This window comes from Polaromonas sp., assembly GCF_012927455.1.
Lineage (GTDB): Bacteria > Pseudomonadota > Gammaproteobacteria > Burkholderiales > Burkholderiaceae_C > Polaromonas.
In genome coordinates, this window is the sequence record NZ_JABBPE010000016.1 from 101908 (window position 1) to 119466 (window position 17559).

18 protein-coding genes are annotated in these 17559 nt (G+C 64.9%); 6 read left to right on the forward strand and 12 right to left on the reverse strand.

From position 1 onward, the window contains the following. Positions 1–13: 13 nt before the first annotated feature. From HHJ18_RS15545 to mnmA, 6 genes are all read left to right on the forward strand, one after another. Positions 14–1072, forward strand: coding sequence for a LysR family transcriptional regulator (locus tag HHJ18_RS15545; RefSeq protein ID WP_296916761.1), 1059 nt, complete (start codon positions 14–16; stop codon positions 1070–1072). A gap of 34 nt (positions 1073–1106) precedes the next feature. Next, the gene (locus tag HHJ18_RS15550) at positions 1107–1616 is read left to right on the forward strand and encodes an NUDIX hydrolase (RefSeq protein WP_296916762.1); all 510 of its coding nucleotides are present in this window, start codon (positions 1107–1109) and stop codon (positions 1614–1616) included. 194 nt (positions 1617–1810) lie between these two features. Continuing rightward, complete coding sequence (locus tag HHJ18_RS15555; RefSeq protein WP_296916763.1) at positions 1811–2668, forward strand: MaoC family dehydratase N-terminal domain-containing protein; 858 nt, start codon at positions 1811–1813, stop codon at positions 2666–2668. Positions 2669–2761: 93 nt separating this feature from the next. Further along, positions 2762–3586, forward strand: a complete 825-nt coding sequence (locus HHJ18_RS15560) for a CoA ester lyase (protein ID WP_296916764.1) — start codon at positions 2762–2764, stop codon at positions 3584–3586. 37 nt (positions 3587–3623) lie between these two features. Beyond that, positions 3624–4973: an adenylosuccinate lyase family protein gene (locus tag HHJ18_RS15565; protein WP_296916765.1), complete on the forward strand. Its 1350-nt coding sequence runs from the start codon at positions 3624–3626 to the stop codon at positions 4971–4973. 91 nt (positions 4974–5064) lie between these two features. Continuing rightward, entirely contained in the window at positions 5065–6297 is a 1233-nt protein-coding gene (gene mnmA, locus HHJ18_RS15570; protein WP_296916766.1) for a tRNA 2-thiouridine(34) synthase MnmA, read from the forward strand. Between the two features lie 63 nt (positions 6298–6360). Here mnmA and HHJ18_RS15575 read toward each other — a convergent pair whose 3' ends face one another. The 12 genes from HHJ18_RS15575 to paaI all read right to left on the reverse strand — a co-directional run bounded on the left by HHJ18_RS15575 (position 6361) and on the right by paaI (position 17556). Then, entirely contained in the window at positions 6361–7110 is a 750-nt protein-coding gene (locus tag HHJ18_RS15575; RefSeq protein WP_296916767.1) for an ABC transporter ATP-binding protein, read from the reverse strand. Next, positions 7107–8942 carry a branched-chain amino acid ABC transporter ATP-binding protein/permease gene (locus tag HHJ18_RS15580; RefSeq protein WP_296916768.1) on the reverse strand — a complete coding sequence of 612 codons (1836 nt, stop codon included), beginning with the start codon at positions 8940–8942 and terminating at the stop codon, positions 7107–7109. The genes HHJ18_RS15575 and HHJ18_RS15580 overlap by 4 nt, the downstream gene beginning before the upstream one ends. Further along, a complete protein-coding gene (locus tag HHJ18_RS15585) occupies positions 8939–9964 on the reverse strand; it encodes a branched-chain amino acid ABC transporter permease (RefSeq protein WP_296916769.1) in 1026 nt (341 codons plus the stop codon). Before HHJ18_RS15585 ends, HHJ18_RS15580 begins: the two co-directional genes overlap by 4 nt. A gap of 66 nt (positions 9965–10030) precedes the next feature. Then, a complete protein-coding gene (locus HHJ18_RS15590; protein ID WP_296917342.1) occupies positions 10031–11176 on the reverse strand; it encodes an ABC transporter substrate-binding protein in 1146 nt (381 codons plus the stop codon). A 63-nt stretch (positions 11177–11239) separates the two neighbouring features. Continuing rightward, positions 11240–11863 (reverse strand): TetR/AcrR family transcriptional regulator, encoded by a 624-nt coding sequence (locus HHJ18_RS15595; RefSeq protein ID WP_296916770.1) that lies wholly within the window; start codon positions 11861–11863, stop codon positions 11240–11242. Between the two features lie 12 nt (positions 11864–11875). Next, positions 11876–13066, reverse strand: a complete 1191-nt coding sequence (locus HHJ18_RS15600; protein WP_296916771.1) for a 2Fe-2S iron-sulfur cluster-binding protein — start codon at positions 13064–13066, stop codon at positions 11876–11878. Between the two features lie 41 nt (positions 13067–13107). Further along, positions 13108–13653 (reverse strand): 1,2-phenylacetyl-CoA epoxidase subunit PaaD, encoded by a 546-nt coding sequence (gene paaD, locus HHJ18_RS15605; protein ID WP_296916772.1) that lies wholly within the window; start codon positions 13651–13653, stop codon positions 13108–13110. After that, positions 13650–14423 carry a 1,2-phenylacetyl-CoA epoxidase subunit PaaC gene (paaC, locus tag HHJ18_RS15610; RefSeq protein ID WP_296916773.1) on the reverse strand — a complete coding sequence of 258 codons (774 nt, stop codon included), beginning with the start codon at positions 14421–14423 and terminating at the stop codon, positions 13650–13652. The genes paaD and paaC overlap by 4 nt, the downstream gene beginning before the upstream one ends. Before the next feature lie 8 nt (positions 14424–14431). Then, the gene (paaB, locus tag HHJ18_RS15615; RefSeq protein ID WP_296916774.1) at positions 14432–14722 is read right to left on the reverse strand and encodes a 1,2-phenylacetyl-CoA epoxidase subunit PaaB; all 291 of its coding nucleotides are present in this window, start codon (positions 14720–14722) and stop codon (positions 14432–14434) included. A gap of 9 nt (positions 14723–14731) precedes the next feature. Continuing rightward, positions 14732–15757, reverse strand: coding sequence for a 1,2-phenylacetyl-CoA epoxidase subunit PaaA (paaA, locus tag HHJ18_RS15620; RefSeq protein ID WP_296916775.1), 1026 nt, complete (start codon positions 15755–15757; stop codon positions 14732–14734). 21 nt (positions 15758–15778) lie between these two features. Continuing rightward, positions 15779–17101, reverse strand: coding sequence for a phenylacetate--CoA ligase PaaK (gene paaK / locus HHJ18_RS15625; protein ID WP_296916776.1), 1323 nt, complete (start codon positions 17099–17101; stop codon positions 15779–15781). 17 nt (positions 17102–17118) lie between these two features. Further along, positions 17119–17556, reverse strand: coding sequence for a hydroxyphenylacetyl-CoA thioesterase PaaI (gene paaI, locus HHJ18_RS15630; protein WP_296916777.1), 438 nt, complete (start codon positions 17554–17556; stop codon positions 17119–17121). Positions 17557–17559: the final 3 nt, after the last annotated feature.

A 17559-nucleotide genomic window follows, 5' to 3' on the forward strand; every position in this document is an offset into this window, starting at 1 on the left:
TTAAAGGTTATTCATGTCATCCGACCTACTTTCCCCGCTGGTGGCTGACCTGCATCTGCTCACGGTGCTTGCCAGCACGAAAAGCTTTACCGAGGCCGCCCGCCGCCTTGGCGTATCCAAAGCTTCGGCCAGCATGCGCATCAGCGAGCTGGAGCGCGTGGCCGGCGTGCTGCTGGTGCGCCGCACAACCCGCTCGGTCGGCCTGACAGAAGCCGGCCAGCAAATGGTGAGCGGCATGCAGCCGGCTTTTGAGCGCATCAGCGAGAGCTACACCGCCGCGCGCGATCTGGTCGGCACCCCGCGCGGGCTGGTCCGGCTGACGGCGCCGGTCGCCTTGGGACGCCAGCATCTGGCACCGAGAATAGCCAGCTTCCTGCAGCGCTACCCCGATATTCATATTGAGTTGGAACTGACCGACCGTTTCGTCAATCTGGCCAGCGAAGGGTTTGATTTGGCCGTGCGCCATACCAGCACGCCGCCCGAAACGCATGTCGCCTGGGTGCTGTGCGAGACCCGGTCGGTGCTGGTCGCCAGCCCCGACTACCTGCTGCGGCGCGGCGTGCCAGCGCACCCGTCCGAACTGGTGTCGCACGACTGCCTGCTTTACCTGGGCGACCATGCGGAAAGCTGGACTTTTGTCCGTTCGGCCCGCAACACCAAACGCAAGTCGGCCGATCGGGTGGGCGTAAACATCGCCGGCTCGCTGAAAGCGAACAACAGCGAAGTGCTGCGCGACGCGCTGCTGGCTGGCCTGGGTATCGGCCTGCTGCCCGACTTCAGTCTTCCGCCAAGCGAGGCCCCCACGCTTTTCACTTCGTGTAATGCGCTGCCCCCCGAGGGGGCTGCGCTTGCTCGGGGCGGCCCGGCGCGGCGCGCGGCCCGCCAAAAAGACGCAGCGCTGGTGCAGGTGTTGCCCGACTGGCAGGTGCAAGGCTTTTTCGGTGATCGAATCTACGCCTTGCGGCCTTGGTCGGCACAGGTACCCAAGGCGGTCCAGTGCCTGGTTGAGCATTTGCGCCAGAGCTTCGCCGGTGGCTTTCCCACCGTTCTTAAAAGCCCGTCTGCCACTTGAGGTCATGTCATCAATGCCACGCATAATCTCGCCCATGAATAAACGATGGAAACCCAACGTCACGGTCGCGGCGGTGATTGAACGCACGATCGACGGCATGCAGAAATTTTTGCTGGTCGAAGAAGAAACCCGTGACGGCCTGCGGCTGAACAACCCGGCGGGCCATCTGGACGCGGGCGAAAGTCCGCAGCAGGCCTGTGCGCGCGAAACACTGGAAGAAACGGCTTTTCATTTCTCGCCGACGGCCTTGGTGGGCATTTATCTCTCCCGTTTTGAGCGCATCCAGCCCGGCCACGCGAAGCCGCTGGACGTGACCTACCTGCGCTTTACGTTTTGCGGCGAGCTGGGCGAACATGTAGCCGGTCAGCCGCTGGACCACGGCATTGTGCGCACCGTGTGGATGAGCGCCGATGAAATCAGGGCCTGTGTTCCCCGGCACCGCAGCCCGCTGCTGCTGGCCAGTCTGCAGGACTACCTGGCCGGGCGACGTTTTCCGCTGGACCTTATCGCCACCGATCAATCTGTTTTGCTACAAAATAGATAGCTGCTTGCGCCCATGCAATATGGGCTAGAGGCCTATTTGTCTATATTTTTGGGGAACTGGGCGGCGTCGAGTTGAAAACAGTTCACCCGAACAACTCAACACCCTGGTTCAAAATGAAGCATTGCGCTGAAAAAGCCTAGTCGCTGCCGCAAAGATCAAAGCCGAATGAGCGGCTCAAACCCGAAAGCATTGTCATGAATCTGCAAGACTGGATTGGCCGCAGCGAGACGGTGGACGACATCGCTACCGCAACGCCGTACGCGGCACTGGCTGCCACACTGGACTGGCCGAAAACGCCAGGCAAGGATAGACCCCCGCCCGGTACACCGCTGCCCAGACTGTGGCACTGGCTGTACTTTTTGCCGATCAACCGGCAGTCCGACATCGGGCCTGACGGCCACGCCAGGCGGGGCGGTTTCATGCCACCGGTGCCGCTGCCGCGCCGCATGTGGGCGGGCAGCGATTTTGCGTTTCATACGCCGCTGTTGATTGGAGACAGCCTGCAACGCACCTCCACCATTGCCGACGTGAAGGAAAAGTCGGGCCGCACCGGCAGCCTGATCTTTGTGAAAGTGCGCCATGAAATCCGCCGCAACGGCGCAGCAGAGGTGGCCCTGACAGAGCACCACAACATCGTTTACCGCGCGGCGCCGCAGCCCGATGACGTCACGCCCGCGCCACAAGCCACCGCCGAAGAATCAACGTGGGAACGACGCATCACGCCCGACGACGTGCTGCTGTTTCGCTACTCGGCGTTGACCTTTAATGGCCACCGCATTCACTACGACCGCAAGTATGTGACCGAGGTCGAAGGCTACCCGGGCCTGGTCGTGCATGGTCCGCTGATCGCCACGCTGCTGATGGACCTGTTGCGCCGCCAGTTGCCCGATGCGACCGTAGCGCGCTTCGAGTTCAAGGCGCTGCGGCCGACTTTTGACATCCACCCTTTCTCCGTGCACGGCCAGCCTTCGGCTGACGGCAAAACCGTGCACCTGTGGGGCCGCGACCATGAAGGCTGGCTCACGATGGACGCCACCGCAACGCTGGCCTGATCAGGACACTTTTATGCAAACCCTCAAAGACATTACCGTCGTCTCACTCAAGATCGCCATTGCCGCGCTGCGCGGTGGAAAGGTGGTTTAAGCATGCTTGACCCCACACCCCAGACTTACCTGTTCGTTCCCGGCAACCGGCCCGAGCGCTTTGCCAAGGCGCTGGCAGCAGGCGCTGACCGCATCATCATTGACCTGGAAGACGCGGTAGCGCCTGCCGACAAGGCAGCCGCACGCGCTGCGATTGCCGAGTGGATGGGTCACGCCGGCGAAGCGCGCGAAAAAGTCCTGATCCGCATCAACGACGCGGCCACCGCCTGGCATGGCGAAGACCTGGCGCTGATCCATGCCGTGCAGTCGCGCAGCGTCATGCTGCCCAAGTGCGAAGCCGCCGCGCAGGTGGCGGCCGTGCTGGCCCAGCTGGCCAGCAGCGCGAGCGTGCTGCCGCTGATCGAGACCGCGCGCGGCCTGCTGGCCTTGCCCGCCATTGCGGCCGCGCCCGGCGTGGCGCGCCTGGCCTTTGGCGCGCTCGACTACATGCTGGACCTGGACATTCCGGCCGACAGCCTGGCGCTGGACTATGCTGCAGCGCAACTCGCCATCGCCTCGCGCGCGGCCGGACTTGCGCCGCCTGTGGCCGGTGTCACGCCCGCGCTGGATGCCGCACGCGTGAGCGCAGACATGGGGCATGCGCGTAGCTTGGGCTTTGGCGCCAAGATGTGCATTCATCCTTCCCAGGTCGCCGCAGTGCATGCAGCGCTGGCGCCCCGCGCCGAAGAACTGGTCTGGGCGCAGCGCGTCATGCAGGCCTGGCAGGCGGCCAGTAGTGGCGCCATCCAGGTCGACGGAAAAATGGTCGACTTGCCGGTGGTCCGCAAAGCCGAGCGCCTGCTGACCCAGGCGGCCCGCATGCCTTGACGCTCAAAAAAATCAAACCCCATCCAACGGAGTAACCATGCCCGCAAGCATCATTGATTCCAGAATATTCGGCGACATGTTCAGCGACGCCAGGATGCGCCAGGTCTGGTCTGACGAAAACCGCACCGCCAAGTACCTCGACATCGAGCGCGCGCTGGCCAAGGTGCAGGGCGAGCTGGGCTTGATCCCGCAAGATGCCGCCGACGAGATCGTCAAGAACTGCAATCTCCAGCAAATTGACTGGCCCCAGCTCAAGGCCAGGACCGAGCAGATCGGCTATCCCATCATTGCCGTGGTCAACCAGATCAATGCCGCTTGCCGCGACAAGCTCGGCGAATACTGCCACTGGGGGGCCACCACACAGGACATCACCGACACCGCCGCCGTGCTGCAAATCCGTGAAGGCCTGGCGCTGGTGGAAGAAGACCTGAAAGACATTTCCGCTGCACTGGCCAAGCTGGCGCTTGAGCACCGCAACACACCCGTCATCGGCCGCAGCAATCTGCAGCAGGCCACGCCGATCACTTTTGGCTACAAGATGGCCAGCATCCTGGCGGGCATAGAGCGCCACCGTGAACGGCTGGAGCAGCTCAAGCCCAGAGTGCTGGTCGGTGAGTTTGGCGGCGCGTCGGGCACGCTGTCGTCGCTGCAAAAAGGCGCGATGCAAACCCAGGCCGGCCTGATGAAAGAGCTGGGTCTGGGCCAGCCGCTGATTTCATGGCACACCGTGCGCGACAACTTTGCCGAGGTCGGCGCGTTTTTAGCCATCGTCGGCGGCTCGCTCGGCAAGATCGCCATGGACGTGAAGCTGATGATGCAGACCGAGGTTGCCGAAGTGTTTGAACCCTATGCCCCCGGGCGCGGCTCGTCGTCGACCATGCCGCAAAAGCGCAATCCGATCTCCTGCCTCTACATCCACGCCAACATCTCGGTGGTGCGCCAACTGGCCGCCTCGCTGATGGACGCGATGGTGGCCGACCATGAACGCTCTACCGGCCCGTGGGAAATTGAATGGGTGGCCATGCCCGAGATTTTCTGCCTGATGTCGGGTGCGCTCAAGCAAACCAAATTCATTTTGAGCGGGCTGGAAGTGGATGCCGAGCAGATGCGCCGCAACATCGACATGACGCACGGGCTGGTGATGTCCGAGGCCGTGATGATGGGCCTGGGCCCCTTCATTGGCCGCGAATACGCCCACGATCTGGTCTATGACATCTGCCGCGAGGCGCTAAAGCAAAAGCGCCCGCTGATCGAGCTGCTGGCCGCGCACCCCGAGATCAACAAACATGTGACACGCGAACAGCTGGCGTCGTTTTGCGACCCGAAGAACAACCTCGGACAGGCTGGCGTCATGGTCGACCGGGTGCTGGCCAGCCTGAAACATTGACGGGAAGCGGGCCCTGACATTCAAACCCGACAACCAGGCCTGCAAAACCGCAGATTAGCCCAGCCTTCAGCCCCCGGGGATAATCAGCCCCATGGGCGAAGTATCTACAAGGAAGCAACGGGTGGTGGTGGGTTTGAGCGGCGGCGTCGATTCGGCCGTGACGGCGCACCTGCTTAAGCAGCAGGGCCACGAGGTCATCGGCATCTTCATGAAGAACTGGGAAGATGACGACCGACCCGCCGGGTCGGGTGACGACGACGTCGGCTATTGCACATCCAACATCGACTTTGTCGATGCGGCGGCCGTCGCCGACGTGATCGGCATCGAGATCGAGCATGTCAACTTCGCGGCCGACTACAAGGACCGCGTGTTCGCCGAATTCCTGCGCGAATACCAGGCCGGCCGCACGCCCAACCCCGACATCCTGTGCAACGCCGAAATCAAGTTCAAGGCCTTTTTGGACCACGCGATGCGCCTGGGCGCCGAGAAAATCGCCACCGGCCACTACGCCCGCGTGCGCCAGAGCGAGGCGAGCGGCCTGTACGAGCTGCTCAAGGGGCTGGACCCGGCCAAGGACCAAAGCTATTTTTTGCACCGCCTGAACCAGGCACAGCTGTCCAAAACTCTCTTTCCGGTCGGCGAGTTGCGCAAGACCGAGGTGCGCCGCATCGCCGACGAGATTGGTCTGCCGAACGCGAGGAAAAAAGACTCGACCGGCATCTGCTTCATTGGCGAGCGGCCGTTTCGTGAGTTTTTGAACCGCTACATCGCCAAGGCGCCCGGCCCCATCAGAAACGACCAGGGCCGCCTTCTGGGCGAGCATGTCGGCCTGTCGTTTTACACGCTGGGCCAGCGCCAGGGCCTGGGCATTGGCGGCGTCAAAGCCAGAGGCGCGGACCTGAAGGCGGCACAGGCGCGCGGGCAGCGCGGCGTGGGCGAGCACGAACCCTGGTTTGTGGCGCGCAAAGACTTGGAAACCAATACCTTGTGGGTGGTGCAAGGCCATGCGCACCCGTGGCTGCAATCGACGCTGCTGAGCGCGCAGAACTGCAGCTGGGTGGCGGGCACCGCGCCGCTGCCGGGCGCGCTGGCCGCCAAAACCCGTTACCGCCAGCTTGACGCCGCCTGCGAGCTGCGCAGCGCCAGCGGCGACGCCTGCGAACTGGCGTTTTCACAAGCCCAGTGGGCCGTCACGCCAGGGCAATCCGCGGTGCTGTACCAAGGCGAGGTCTGCCTGGGCGGCGGTGTGATCGACAGCAGCAACGTGCAGAACCTGCCAGCCAGCGCGAAACCACCCAACAGCCACAAAATACCTATCAAATAAGGCTCTAGCCCAATAGGTACGGGCGCAATCAGCTATTAATTTAATAGCGGCAAAACGCCCGGCTCAGGTCGGCCTGCACGCGTTCCGCTTGCCGCCCAGGCCCAGGTAGCTATCGATAATCCGTCCGTCGCGCAGCAGCGCCTCGGCCTGGCCACTGAGCGCCACGGCGCCCATTTCCAGCACATAGGCCCGGTCGGCCAGTTGCAGCGCGGCGCGGGCGTTCTGCTCGACCAGCAGCACCGACACGCCGGCGCTGCGCAGCGAGGCCACGACCTGCAGCACCTCGCACACGATCCGCGGGGCCAGGCCCAGCGAGGGTTCGTCGAGCAGCAGCAGCCGCGGCCTGGCCATCAGCGCCCGGCCTATGGCGAGCATCTGCCGCTCGCCGCCCGACAGCGTGGCAGCCCATTGGGCGCGGCGCTCGTGCAGGCGCGGAAAGATGGCGAACACCTCCTGCATGCGTTCGGACTGGTCGCGCAGGCCCTTGCGCCAGCGCGAAAAGCCGCCCAGCAGCAGGTTGTCCTCGACCGACATCTCGCCAAACAGCTCGCGCTTTTCCGGCACCAGCGCCACGCCGCGCGCCACCATCGCCTCGACCGTGGGGCGACCGATGGACTCGCCCGCCAGCGTCAGCCGGCCACTGGACGGCAGCAAGCCCATCGCCGCGCACAGCAAGGTGGTTTTGCCCGCGCCATTGGGACCAATCACGGTGACGATTTCGCCCGGATGGACCAGCAGTTCGACGCGGTGCACTGCTTCCACCGAGCCGTAGCAGACGCAAAAATCCTTCAACTCAAGCAGCGGCTGGCTCATGCGGCGGCCTGCAGCAAGTCGTCGCTGCCGCCCAGATAGGCGTCCAGCACACGCGGGTTGGCCTGCACCTGCGCCGGTGTGCCACGGGCGATCACGGCGCCAAACTCCAGCACCGTGATGCGATCGGCCAGGTTCATCACAAACTCCATGTCGTGCTCCACCACCAAAATGCCCATGCCCTCGGCGCGCAACTGGCGCAGCAGCGTCGCCAGCGCCTGCTTTTCAAGATGGCGCAGGCCGGCAGCCGGTTCGTCCAGCAGCAGCACGGCCGGTTGACTGGCGAGGGCCCGCGCAATCTCGATAATGCGCTGCTGCCCCAGTGCCAGCGAGGCAGCTGGTGCATTGGCATAGGCGGCCAGCCCGCAACGCGCCAGCTGGCGCAAGGCTTCCTGGCGCAAGGCGGCCTCCTGCGCGCGGTCCAGCCGCAGCATGGCGGCCAGCCAGCTGGCGTGACTGCGCCCGTGCGTGCCAAGTGCCACGTTCTCCAGCACGCTGCGCTGGCCGAGCAGGCGCACATGCTGGAAGGTGCGGCTCAGGCCGAGCAGGGCGAAATCACGGGCCGGCTGCGCCTTCATGGCGCGCCCCATCAACACAACCTCGCCCGCCGTCGGGTCGTCCACGCCCGAGATCATGTTGAAGAAGGTGCTCTTGCCGGCGCCGTTGGGACCGATCAGCGCGTGGATTTCGCCCGCCTGGACATCCATCGTCACGGCGTTGTTGGCGAGCAGGCCGCCGAAGCGCTTGGTCACGCCGCGCGCCTGCAGCACCACCTGGCCGGCCGGCGGCAGGGCACGCGAGGGCAGCGGCGCCGCGGCTACGGCGGACGCGGGCTTATCGGGCACATCAGGTCTTAACCAGCGCTGCGACAGACGCGCCAGGGACGGCCAGAGCCCGCCGGCAAAGCGCTGCAGCACGAACAGCATCAGCAGGCCGAACACAATCACTTCAAAATTGCCGGTAGCGCCTAGCAGGCGCGGCAGCACATCCTGCAGCTGCGCTTTCAGCAAGGTGATGAGGGCCGCGCCCAGCAGCGCGCCCCACAGGTGGCCGGCGCCGCCAACCACCGCCATGAACAGGAACTCGATGCCGATATGAAGATTGAACGGCGTCGGGTTGACGAAGCGCTGCAGGTGCGCGTAAAACCAGCCCGACAGGGCTGCCAGCAGCGCCGCCAGCACGAACACCTTGACGCGGTAGCGCGCCGTGTCCACGCCCATGGATTCGGCCATGACGCGGCTGGTTTTAAGCGCGCGCAGGGCACGGCCTTCGCGTGAATCGAGCAGGTTGTGCAGCGCCCACAGCGCCAGCAGCAGGGCCGCCCAAACCACTATCCCCAGCCCGCGCGGCGCGGCCAGCGAGACGCCGCCCAGCGTGAGCGGCGGTACGCCGGCGATGCCGGTATGCCCGCCCAGCAGCTCCAGGTTGCCAAACAGGTAGTACAGGCTGAGGCCCCAGGCAATCGTGCACAGGGGCAAATAATGACCCGACAATTTGAGCGTGATGCTGCCCAGCAGCCAGGCCACGGCAGCGGTCAGCAGCAGGCCGAGCAAAAGCCCCAGCCAGGGCAGCAAGGCGGGCGCGACCAAGCCGCCCAGCGCGTCAGTCACCGCCGGCGAGGTGCAAAGCCAGGCCGTGGCATAGGCGCCCAGGCCGACAAAAGCCGCCTGTCCGAAGGAGGTCATACCGGCCACGCCTGTCAGCATCACCAGGCCTGCGGCCACCAGCGCGTACAGCCCGATATAGTTGAGCAGCGTGATGCTGTAGTCGGGCAGCCAGCCCCAGGCCAGCGCCAGCGCGGCGACGAAAACCAGCGTGAGGCGGCGGCGTGTCATTCCTCGTCCTCTATGTGGTGGCTGCGCAGCGAGCGCCACAGCAACACCGGAATGATCAGGGTAAAAACCAGCACCTCCTTGAAAGGGCTGGCCCAGAACGAGGCAAACGCTTCGAGCTGGCCGACCAGCAGGGCGCCGGCCAGCGCCAGCGGGTAGCTGGCCAGTCCGCCGACGATGGCCGCCACGAAACCCTTGAGTCCGATCAGAAAACCGGTGTCGTAGTACATGGTTGTCAAGGGCGCGATCAACAGGCCTGAGACCGCGCCTATCAGGCCCGCCAGCGCAAAGCTCAGGTCGCCCGAGAGGCCGGTCGGAATCCCCATCAACCGCGCGCCAACGCGGTTCATCGCCGTGGCGCGCAAGGCCTTGCCCACCATGGTGTGGCCAAAAAACCAGAATAGCGCGCCGACCAGGCCGAACGAGACCCCCATGACAACCAGCGACTGCCCGCTGAGCGTCAAACCGCCCAGCGCCAAGCGCGCTTCTGAAAATGCGGCGGTACGCGAACCTTCGGCGCCGAAAAACAGCAAACCCAGGCCAACCAGCACGCCGTGCAAGGCCACCGACACGATCAGCAGCATCAGCACCGTGGCGTCGGCCAGCGGGCGGTAGGCCAGGCGGTAGAGCAGTGGGCCTAGCGGCGTGACTAGCAGCAGCGTGGCCGCGCTCTGCGCGACCATGGACGTGGGGTGCAGCAGCACCAGGGCGCCGGCCGCCGCAGGCAAGGCCACCGTCCAGAGCAGGGTGGCGCCCCAGTCCACCAGCGCACCGCGTTGCCAGCGCCAGGCCTCAACGGCCAGCGCCAGCGCCGCCAGTGCCAGCAGCAGCCACAAGGTGGGAGGCACACCGCCGGCCTGCAGCACAGCCATCGACAAGGCGGCAAACGCGACCAGCTCGCCTTGCGGGATAAAGATCACGCGCGTCACAGAAAACACCAGCACCAGGGCCAAAGCCATCAGGCCGTAAACCGCGCCGTTGACGACGCCGTCCTGCGCGAGCAACATCGCGATCTGCACATCCATAGTCGATTCCGGTTAATAGCTCCAAACCCTTGCCAAAATTGCGGGGGCGCACCCCGCGCCTGACGATCAGGGCTGGTATTTCCAGGCGCCGTTCTCGATTTTCACCATCACGCGCGCGCGCTGGTCCAGGCCCAGATGGTCACTGCTGGACATGTTGAAAATGCCGTGGGCACCGGCCAATTCCTTGACCTGCTCCAGCGCGTCGCGCAGTGCGATGCGGAACTCAACGCTGCCGGGCTGGGCCTTCTTCAGCGCTTGCGGCAGGGCGGCCGCCATCAGCAGCCCGGCATCCCAGGCATGCGCGCCAAAGGTAGATACCGAGCCCTTGCCATGCGCCGCCTCGTAGACGCTGACATAGGCCGCCGCGGACTTTTTCAGCGGATGACCGGCCGGCAGCTGGTCAAACACCAGGACGGGACCGGCGGGCAAGAAAGTTCCCTCGACGTCCTTGCCGCCGACGCGCAGGAAGTCTGCGTTGGCGACGCCGTGGGTCTGGTAGATTTTGCCGGTGTAGCCGCGCTCCTTGAGCGCCTTCTGCGGCAGCGCGGCCGGTGTTCCAGCGCCGGCAATCAGCACCGCATCGGGTTTGGCGGACATCGTTTTAAGAACCTGGCCGGTCACCGACGTGTCGCTGCGGGCATAGCGTTCGCTGCCGACAATCTGTATCTTTTTCAGCGCGGCGGCCTTGCTGAACTCCTGAAACCAGCCCTCGCCGTAGGCATCGGAAAAGCCGATGAAGGCCACGCTTTTGATGCCGCTGTTGGCCATGTGCTCGACGATGGCCAGCGACATCATGATGTCGTTTTGCGGCGTCTTGAAGACCCAGCGCTTCTTGGCGTCTTGCGGCTCGACAATGCGCGCCGACGCGGCCATCGAGATCATCGGCGTCTGCGCTTCGGCGATCACGTCGATCATGGCCAGCGAGTTCGGCGTGATAGTGGAACCCAAAATGATATCTACCTTGCTTTCCGTGATCAGCTTGCGCGTGTTGCTCACGGCACCTGTGGTGTCCGACGCGTCATCGAGCACGATATAGTTGATCTTCTGCCCCGCAATCGTTTTGGGCATCAGGGCGATGGTGTTCTTCTCGGGGATGCCCAGCGACGCGGCCGGCCCGGTGGCCGACACGGTGACGCCGACGTTGACGTCGGCCAGCGCCAGCGTACTGGCCAGCAGCGCGGCAGCCAATACCACGGGCTTCAGGGGTTTCATGATTTTCATGGGGTCTCCAGTTATGGTTGAGTGAAAACGAATTGGCGCGGGCGGAAAGCTGCTTTATTTGACGAGAGCGCTGACTTGCCGGGGCGGTTTGACGGCGCCCAGGCCACCTAGAAAAAGATCGGCCACGATGGGTGCCATGGCGCCGTAATCAAGCTCGCCTTCGGGTTTCATCCAGGTGAACATCCAGTTGATCATTCCAAACAGCAGCATGGTCAGGGGCTTGCTCAGTTCGGCCTGCCGCAATTCGGGGTGCATGCCAGCGACCGCGAGAGAAAATCCGGCGACCACCTCGCGCTGCTTGTCCAGCACGCTCTGCCTATCCTCGGGCTGGAGGAAGCGCACGTCCTCGGTCAGCACGCGGTGCGCATCCTGGGCGTCGGCGTATTCCTCGACGATGCGGCGAATCAGTTCACGCAGCTTCTGCTCGGGGACCAGCGCCTCGCCCAGCACGTCGAGCACCAGCGCCTGCAGCCGTGACACATGGCCGTCGGCAATGCTGACGAGCAGGCTGTATTTGTCGCGGTAGTAGTGGTAGAGCGTCGCCTTGGACAGCCCGCAGGCTTCGGCAACCTGGTTCATCGAGGTGGCAGGGTAACCGCGGCGCGCGAACAGGTGCGCCGCCGCAGCAAGAATTTTCTCGCGCTGGTCGTCGTAGCCGGCGGCGCGTCCTCGGGCCATCAGGCGCTCCTTTCAGCGTTCATCGAATGACAGCACGACGCGTTCGGTCAGCGGATGGGCCTGGCAGCTCAGCACAAAACCGGCCGCCACCTCGTTCTTGTCGAGCGCAAAGTTGCGCTCCATGCGCACCTGGCCCTCCATCACCTTGGCGCGGCAGGTGCCGCAGACGCCCGAGGTGCAAGAAAACGGCACTTCCAGACCGGCCGCCGTGGCGCAGTCCAGAATGCTGGGCTGGTCATGGCGAAACTCGATCTCGCGGCGCAAGCCGTCGCGAATGATGAGCACGCGCGCCACCTCGGCATCGCCGGGCTGGGCCTGGTGAATCACCGCGCCCATCTGCCCGGTCCCCGGCTCTACCGTTTGCTCGCTCGCCGGCTGCGCCACGCCGAAGCGTTCAATGTGAATGCGCTGCTCGGGCACGCCGGCGGCTAGCAATGCCGCCTCGGCCTCGTCGTTCATCTGAAACGGGCCGCAAATGTAGACCTCGCCGATGCCGGCGCCTGGTAGCACGGTGGCGAGAAACTCGCTGATTTTCTCGCGGTTCATCACGCCGCGATTCAACGCCCCGCCAGCGCGCCGCGCTGCAGCCGCCCCGGCTGGGGCCGCCTCAGCGGACAGCAGCGCGGCAACGGGCGGGCCGTCGCCGTCCTCGCTCGGTTCGTCGGAGAACACCTGGTGCAGCACCAAGCGCGCCATGTAGCGGTTTTTCAGGTCTTCGAGTTCTTCCTTGAACATCGTCGAGCGGATCTGCCGGTTGCCGTAAATGAGCGTGCACTGGCTGTGCGGTTCGCGCGCCAGCACCGTCTTCAGGATGGACAGAATCGGTGTGATGCCGCTGCCGCCGGCGATGCCGACATGGTGGCGGCGCGCGGCCGGGTCCAGCGGCACAAAAAAGCGTCCCTGCGGCGCCATCACCTGGATCGTGTCACCGGGTTTGAGGCTGGCATTGATCCAGTTGGAAAACACGCCGCCCTTGACCTTGCGCACGCCCACGCGCAGCTCGCCATCGTCCACCCCGGCGCAGATCGAATAGGAGCGGCGCAGGTCCTGCCCGTCTATCTCGGTGCGCAGCGTCAGGTACTGCCCTTGCGTGAAACCGAAGATCGCGCGCAGCCCCTGCGGTACCTCAAAGGAGACGATCACGGCTTCCGGCGTATCGGCCTGCACCGAGCGAACGGTCAGCGGATGAAAGAGGGTGCTCATGGCGAACTCGATTTGATCTTGGTGAGTCGTGCTGAAGGGCGTCAGATCGGCTTGAAATACTCGAAGGGCTCCAGGCACGCCAGGCAGCGGTACAAGGCCTTGCATGCCGTCGAACCATAGGCCGATAGCTGCGTCGTGTCGGTGCTGGCGCAGCGCGGGCAGGCAATTAGCGTGCTGACCACGACGCGGCGGCTGAGGAAGCGCAGCGGCAGCGCCGCGCCCGCGACCAGCGCACCGGGTGGCGCAATGCCGTAGTCGCGCAGCTTGCGCCGGCCCGCGGCGCTGATCCAGTCGGTGGTCCAGGCCGGCGCGCGCTGCAGCCGCACGCGCGCGGGGCCGAGGCCGGCGGCATCAATCGCTTCGATCACAAGGCGCTCGATCAGCTCGGTGGCGGGGCAACCGGAATAGGTTGGCGTGAGCACGATCTCCAGCGCGCTGCCTGCTGCATCGCCCTGCGGCAGCACGTCGCGCACGATGCCCAGGTCGCACAGCGACAGCGCCGGGACCTCGGGATCTAGCACGGTGCCCAGTACCTCCCAGGCCAGGGCGATGCGGGCGTCGCGGGTAGTCGGCGCGGTGACGTTCACCAGGCACCGCCCGGATAGGCGCGCTGCAGATACTGCATCTCGCTCAGGAGATGGCCCATGTGTTCACTGTGCAGGCCGCGCTTGCCGGTGCTGCGAAACGCGCTGTCTGGCGGCAAGGCCAGGCCTGCCTCGTCCAGCAGCAGCGTCATGTCGGCCAGCCAGGGCGCACGCAGCTCGGACCAGCGCGGCCCGAGGCCGATCGCTGCGGCGTGCTCGTCAACGGCATCGGACTCGAGCAGCTCGGGCGTGTAGCGCCACAGCTGCGCCAGCGCCGCCTCCATGCGCTGGCGCGACTCTGCCGTGCCGTCAGCCAGTCGCACCACCCAGTCGCCGGCGTGCTGCTGGTGGTAGCGTGCCTCCTTGACGGCCTTGCCGGCAATCGCGGCGAGCTCGGCATCGGCAGAATCAACCAGCCGCTGCCACAGCAGCTTCAAGAAAGTCGCCAGCATGGCATTGCGCAACACGGTGAAGGCAAAGTCGCCGCGCGGCAGCTCGACCAGGGTGACGTTTAAATAATCACGTTCCTCGCGCAGAAAAGCCAGTTGGTCTTCGTCGTGCACGGGCGCGCTCATCTGGCCTGCATGCGTGAGCAGCGCGCGCGCCTGGCCAATCAGGTCGAGCGCGGTGTTGGTCAGCGCGATGTCTTCTTCAAGCACCGGCGCATGGCCACACCACTCGCCCAGGCGTTGTCCCAAAATTAGGCAGGTGTCGGCCAGCCGCAGCACGTAGTGCGCGGCCGGGTCGCGGCTCGCTGGTATCGATGTCTGCATCAGCGGCCTCACATGTGGTTCACGGAATCGGGCAGCGCGTAGAAAGTCGGGTGGCGGTAGACCTTGTCTTCCATCGGGTCGAAGTACATGGCCTTGTCAGCCGGATCGCTGGCCACGATCTGGGAGGAAGGCACCACCCACAGGCTGCAACCCTCCTGGCGCCGCGTGTACACGTCACGCGCGAGCTGGATCGCCATCTTGGCGTCGGTGGCGTGCAGGCTACCGCAGTGTTTGTGGTCCAGGCCGGCCTTGGTGCGTACAAACACTTCCCACAGCGGCCATTCACTTTGCGTAGTCATAGAGTCCTTTCAAGCGCAGGCGGGCTGTTCGGCCGCTGCCTGCTTGCTGGCATGGGCCAGCGCCGCTTCGCGCACCCAGGCGCCGTCTTGCCAGGCCTTGACGCGTGCGCCCAGGCGTTCGCGGTTGCAGGGCCCGTCACCACCAACCACGCGCCAGAACTCGGACCAGTCGATGCTGCCGTGGTCGTGCTGCTGGCGCGCCTCGTTCCATTTGAGGTCGGGGTCTGGCAGCGTGACGCCCAGCACCTTGGCCTGCGCTACCGTGGCGTCGATGAACTTTTGTCGCAACGCGTCGTTGCTGATGCGCTTGATGCCCCATCGCATGGACTGTGCCGAGTTGGGCGACTGGTCATCGGGGGGGCCGAACATCTGAATGGACGGCCACCACCAGCGGTTGACGCTTTCCTGCACCATCGCCCGCTGCGCGTCAGTGCCCTGCTGCATCATGGTCAGCAAGGCCTCGTAGCCCTGGCGCTGGTGAAAGCTCTCCTCGCGACAGATGCGTACCATGGCGCGCGCATACGGCGCGTAGGAGCAGCGGCAGATCGGCACCTGGTTCATGATGGCCGCGCCATCGACCAGCCAGCCTATCGTGCCCATGTCGGCCCAGCTCAGCGTCGGGTAGTTGAAGATCGAGCTGTATTTGGCCTTGCCGGTGTGCAGCGCGGCTAGCAGCTGGTCGCGGCTGCTGCCCAGGGTTTCAGCGGCGGCGTACAGGTACAGGCCATGGCCGCCCTCGTCCTGCACCTTGGCCAGCAAGATGGCCTTGCGCTTGAGCGTGGGCGCGCGCGAAATCCAGTTGCCCTCGGGCAACATGCCGACGATCTCCGAATGCGCATGCTGGCTGATCTGGCGCACCAGCGTCTTGCGGTAATGCTCGGGCATCCAGTCTTTGGGCTCGATGAAATCGCCGGCGTCAATGCGCGCGTCAAAGCGCTGCTGCAGCGCCACTTCTTCGGCTTGTTTGGCTGGCTGAACGGCCTGCCCGCCTTTGCCGGGCTCGGGCTCCAGCGTGTCCATGGCTTGGGTGTACATGGCTTTCCTTTCGGTAAGTAGTCAGGCGCTGCGCAGACGCGAGTCGATCACGCGCCTGGCCTTGCCAGTCAGCGTGCGCTGGATCGACTCGGGCGCCAGCACCACGACCCGGGTGGAAATGCCGACCCGGGTCTTGATGCGCTGCTGTACCCAGCGGCCCAGCTCCTGCATCTCGCTATCAGCCAGCTGGCCCACTGCCGGCTGTAGTTCGCAACGCACTTCCACCTGATCGAGCGCGCCGTCGCGGCTGACGAGGATCTGGTACTGTCCCGACAACCTGGCGTGCTCCAGCACGATTTCCTCGATCTGCGTGGGGAACATGTTGACGCCGCGAATGATGAGCATGTCATCACTGCGCCCGACAATCTTGCCCATGCGGCGAAACGAGCGCGCCGTCGGCGGCAGCAGGCGCGTCAGGTCGCGCGTGCGGTAGCGGATGATCGGCAAGGCCTCTTTGCTCAGCGAGGTGAACACCAGTTCGCCCTCTTCACCGTCGGGCAATAGCGCGCCGCTGTCGGGGTCTATGACCTCGGGGTAGAAATGGTCCTCCCAGATCACCGGCCCGTCCTTGCTTTCTATGCACTCGCTGGCGACACCCGGACCCATCACCTCGGACAGGCCATAAATGTCCACCGCATCGATGCCGGCCTTGGCCTCGATGTCGCGGCGCATCGCCTCGGTCCAGGGTTCGGCACCCAGGATGCCGATCTTCAGCGAACTGCCTGCCGCATCCAGCCCCTGGCGGCCGAACTCCTCGATGATCACCTGCATGTAGCTCGGGGTGGCCATGATGATGTCGGGCTTGAAGTCCTCGATCAGCTGCACCTGCTTTTCGGTTTGTCCGCCCGACATCGGCACCACCGTGCAGCCGGCGCGCTCCGCGCCGTAATGGGCACCGAGGCCGCCGGTGAACAGGCCGTAGCCGTAGGCGATGTGCACCATGTCGCCGGCGCGTCCGCCGGCCGCGCGAATCGAGCGCGCCATCAGATCGGCCCAGGTGTCAATGTCGTTGCGGGTATAGCCCACCACCGTGGACTTGCCGGTGGTGCCCGACGACGCGTGGATGCGCACCACCTGTCTGCGCGGCACGGCGAACAGGCCAAACGGATAGTTGTCTCGCAAATCTTTCTTGTCGGTGAACGGAAACCTGGCCAGATCGCCCAGCTGCTTCAGATCGCTCGGGTGCACGCCTTTGGCATCGAAAGCCTGGCGGTAGTGCGGCACCTGGTCGTAGGCATGCTGCAAGGTGGCACGCAGGCGCTGCAATTGCAGCGCCGTGATCTCGTCGCGGCTGGCGGTTTCTATCGGCTCCAGGTCGCCGGGGGCGGGTCGCTTCGCGGGCATGAAGGTTTTCTCGGGTTTCAAGCGGCCACCGCCGGCCTGCCTTTCAGGGTGTAGGAACGGCCGCGGAACAACGCCAGCCGTTCGCCGCGCTGGTTGACGACTTCAGCGTCGTAAACCCCGGTGCGGCCGGCCTTCGAGACCTCGCTGCAACGCGCCGTCAGCACGTCACCGTGGTGCGCCGGAGCGACGAAATCGACACTGAAACCTGAGGCCAGCGTCAGTTCGTTGTAGGAGTTGCAGGCATAGGCAAAGGCCGAATCGGCCAGCGTCGCGATAAAACCGCCGTGGCAGATCTCATGCCCGTTGAGCATGTCGCCGCGCACCGTCATCTGCACGGTGGCACAGCCTGGCGCCACCTCCAGCACCTGCATGCCCAGGCCCTGGCAGGCGTGGTCATTGGCAAACATGCCTTCGCGCACCCGGTCGGCGACCACCTGCGGCAAAGGCTCACTCATGAA

Coding starts and splice junctions, on each gene's coding strand:
- HHJ18_RS15580 (WP_296916768.1), bottom strand. CDS start 8,942: ATGACACGCCGCCGCCTCACGCTGGTTTTCGTCGCCGCGCTGGCGCTG.
- HHJ18_RS15590 (WP_296917342.1), bottom strand. CDS start 11,176: ATGAAACCCCTGAAGCCCGTGGTATTGGCTGCCGCGCTGCTGGCCAGT.
- HHJ18_RS15560 (WP_296916764.1), top strand. CDS start 2,762: ATGCTTGACCCCACACCCCAGACTTACCTGTTCGTTCCCGGCAACCGG.
- HHJ18_RS15585 (WP_296916769.1), bottom strand. CDS start 9,964: ATGGATGTGCAGATCGCGATGTTGCTCGCGCAGGACGGCGTCGTCAAC.
- HHJ18_RS15575 (WP_296916767.1), bottom strand. CDS start 7,110: ATGAGCCAGCCGCTGCTTGAGTTGAAGGATTTTTGCGTCTGCTACGGC.
- mnmA (WP_296916766.1), top strand. CDS start 5,065: ATGGGCGAAGTATCTACAAGGAAGCAACGGGTGGTGGTGGGTTTGAGC.
- HHJ18_RS15550 (WP_296916762.1), top strand. CDS start 1,107: ATGAATAAACGATGGAAACCCAACGTCACGGTCGCGGCGGTGATTGAA.
- HHJ18_RS15565 (WP_296916765.1), top strand. CDS start 3,624: ATGCCCGCAAGCATCATTGATTCCAGAATATTCGGCGACATGTTCAGC.
- HHJ18_RS15555 (WP_296916763.1), top strand. CDS start 1,811: ATGAATCTGCAAGACTGGATTGGCCGCAGCGAGACGGTGGACGACATC.
- paaA (WP_296916775.1), bottom strand. CDS start 15,757: ATGTACACCCAAGCCATGGACACGCTGGAGCCCGAGCCCGGCAAAGGC.
- paaK (WP_296916776.1), bottom strand. CDS start 17,101: ATGCCCGCGAAGCGACCCGCCCCCGGCGACCTGGAGCCGATAGAAACC.
- HHJ18_RS15545 (WP_296916761.1), top strand. CDS start 14: ATGTCATCCGACCTACTTTCCCCGCTGGTGGCTGACCTGCATCTGCTC.
- paaB (WP_296916774.1), bottom strand. CDS start 14,722: ATGACTACGCAAAGTGAATGGCCGCTGTGGGAAGTGTTTGTACGCACC.
- HHJ18_RS15600 (WP_296916771.1), bottom strand. CDS start 13,066: ATGAGCACCCTCTTTCATCCGCTGACCGTTCGCTCGGTGCAGGCCGAT.
- HHJ18_RS15595 (WP_296916770.1), bottom strand. CDS start 11,863: ATGGCCCGAGGACGCGCCGCCGGCTACGACGACCAGCGCGAGAAAATT.
- paaI (WP_296916777.1), bottom strand. CDS start 17,556: ATGAGTGAGCCTTTGCCGCAGGTGGTCGCCGACCGGGTGCGCGAAGGC.
- paaC (WP_296916773.1), bottom strand. CDS start 14,423: ATGCAGACATCGATACCAGCGAGCCGCGACCCGGCCGCGCACTACGTG.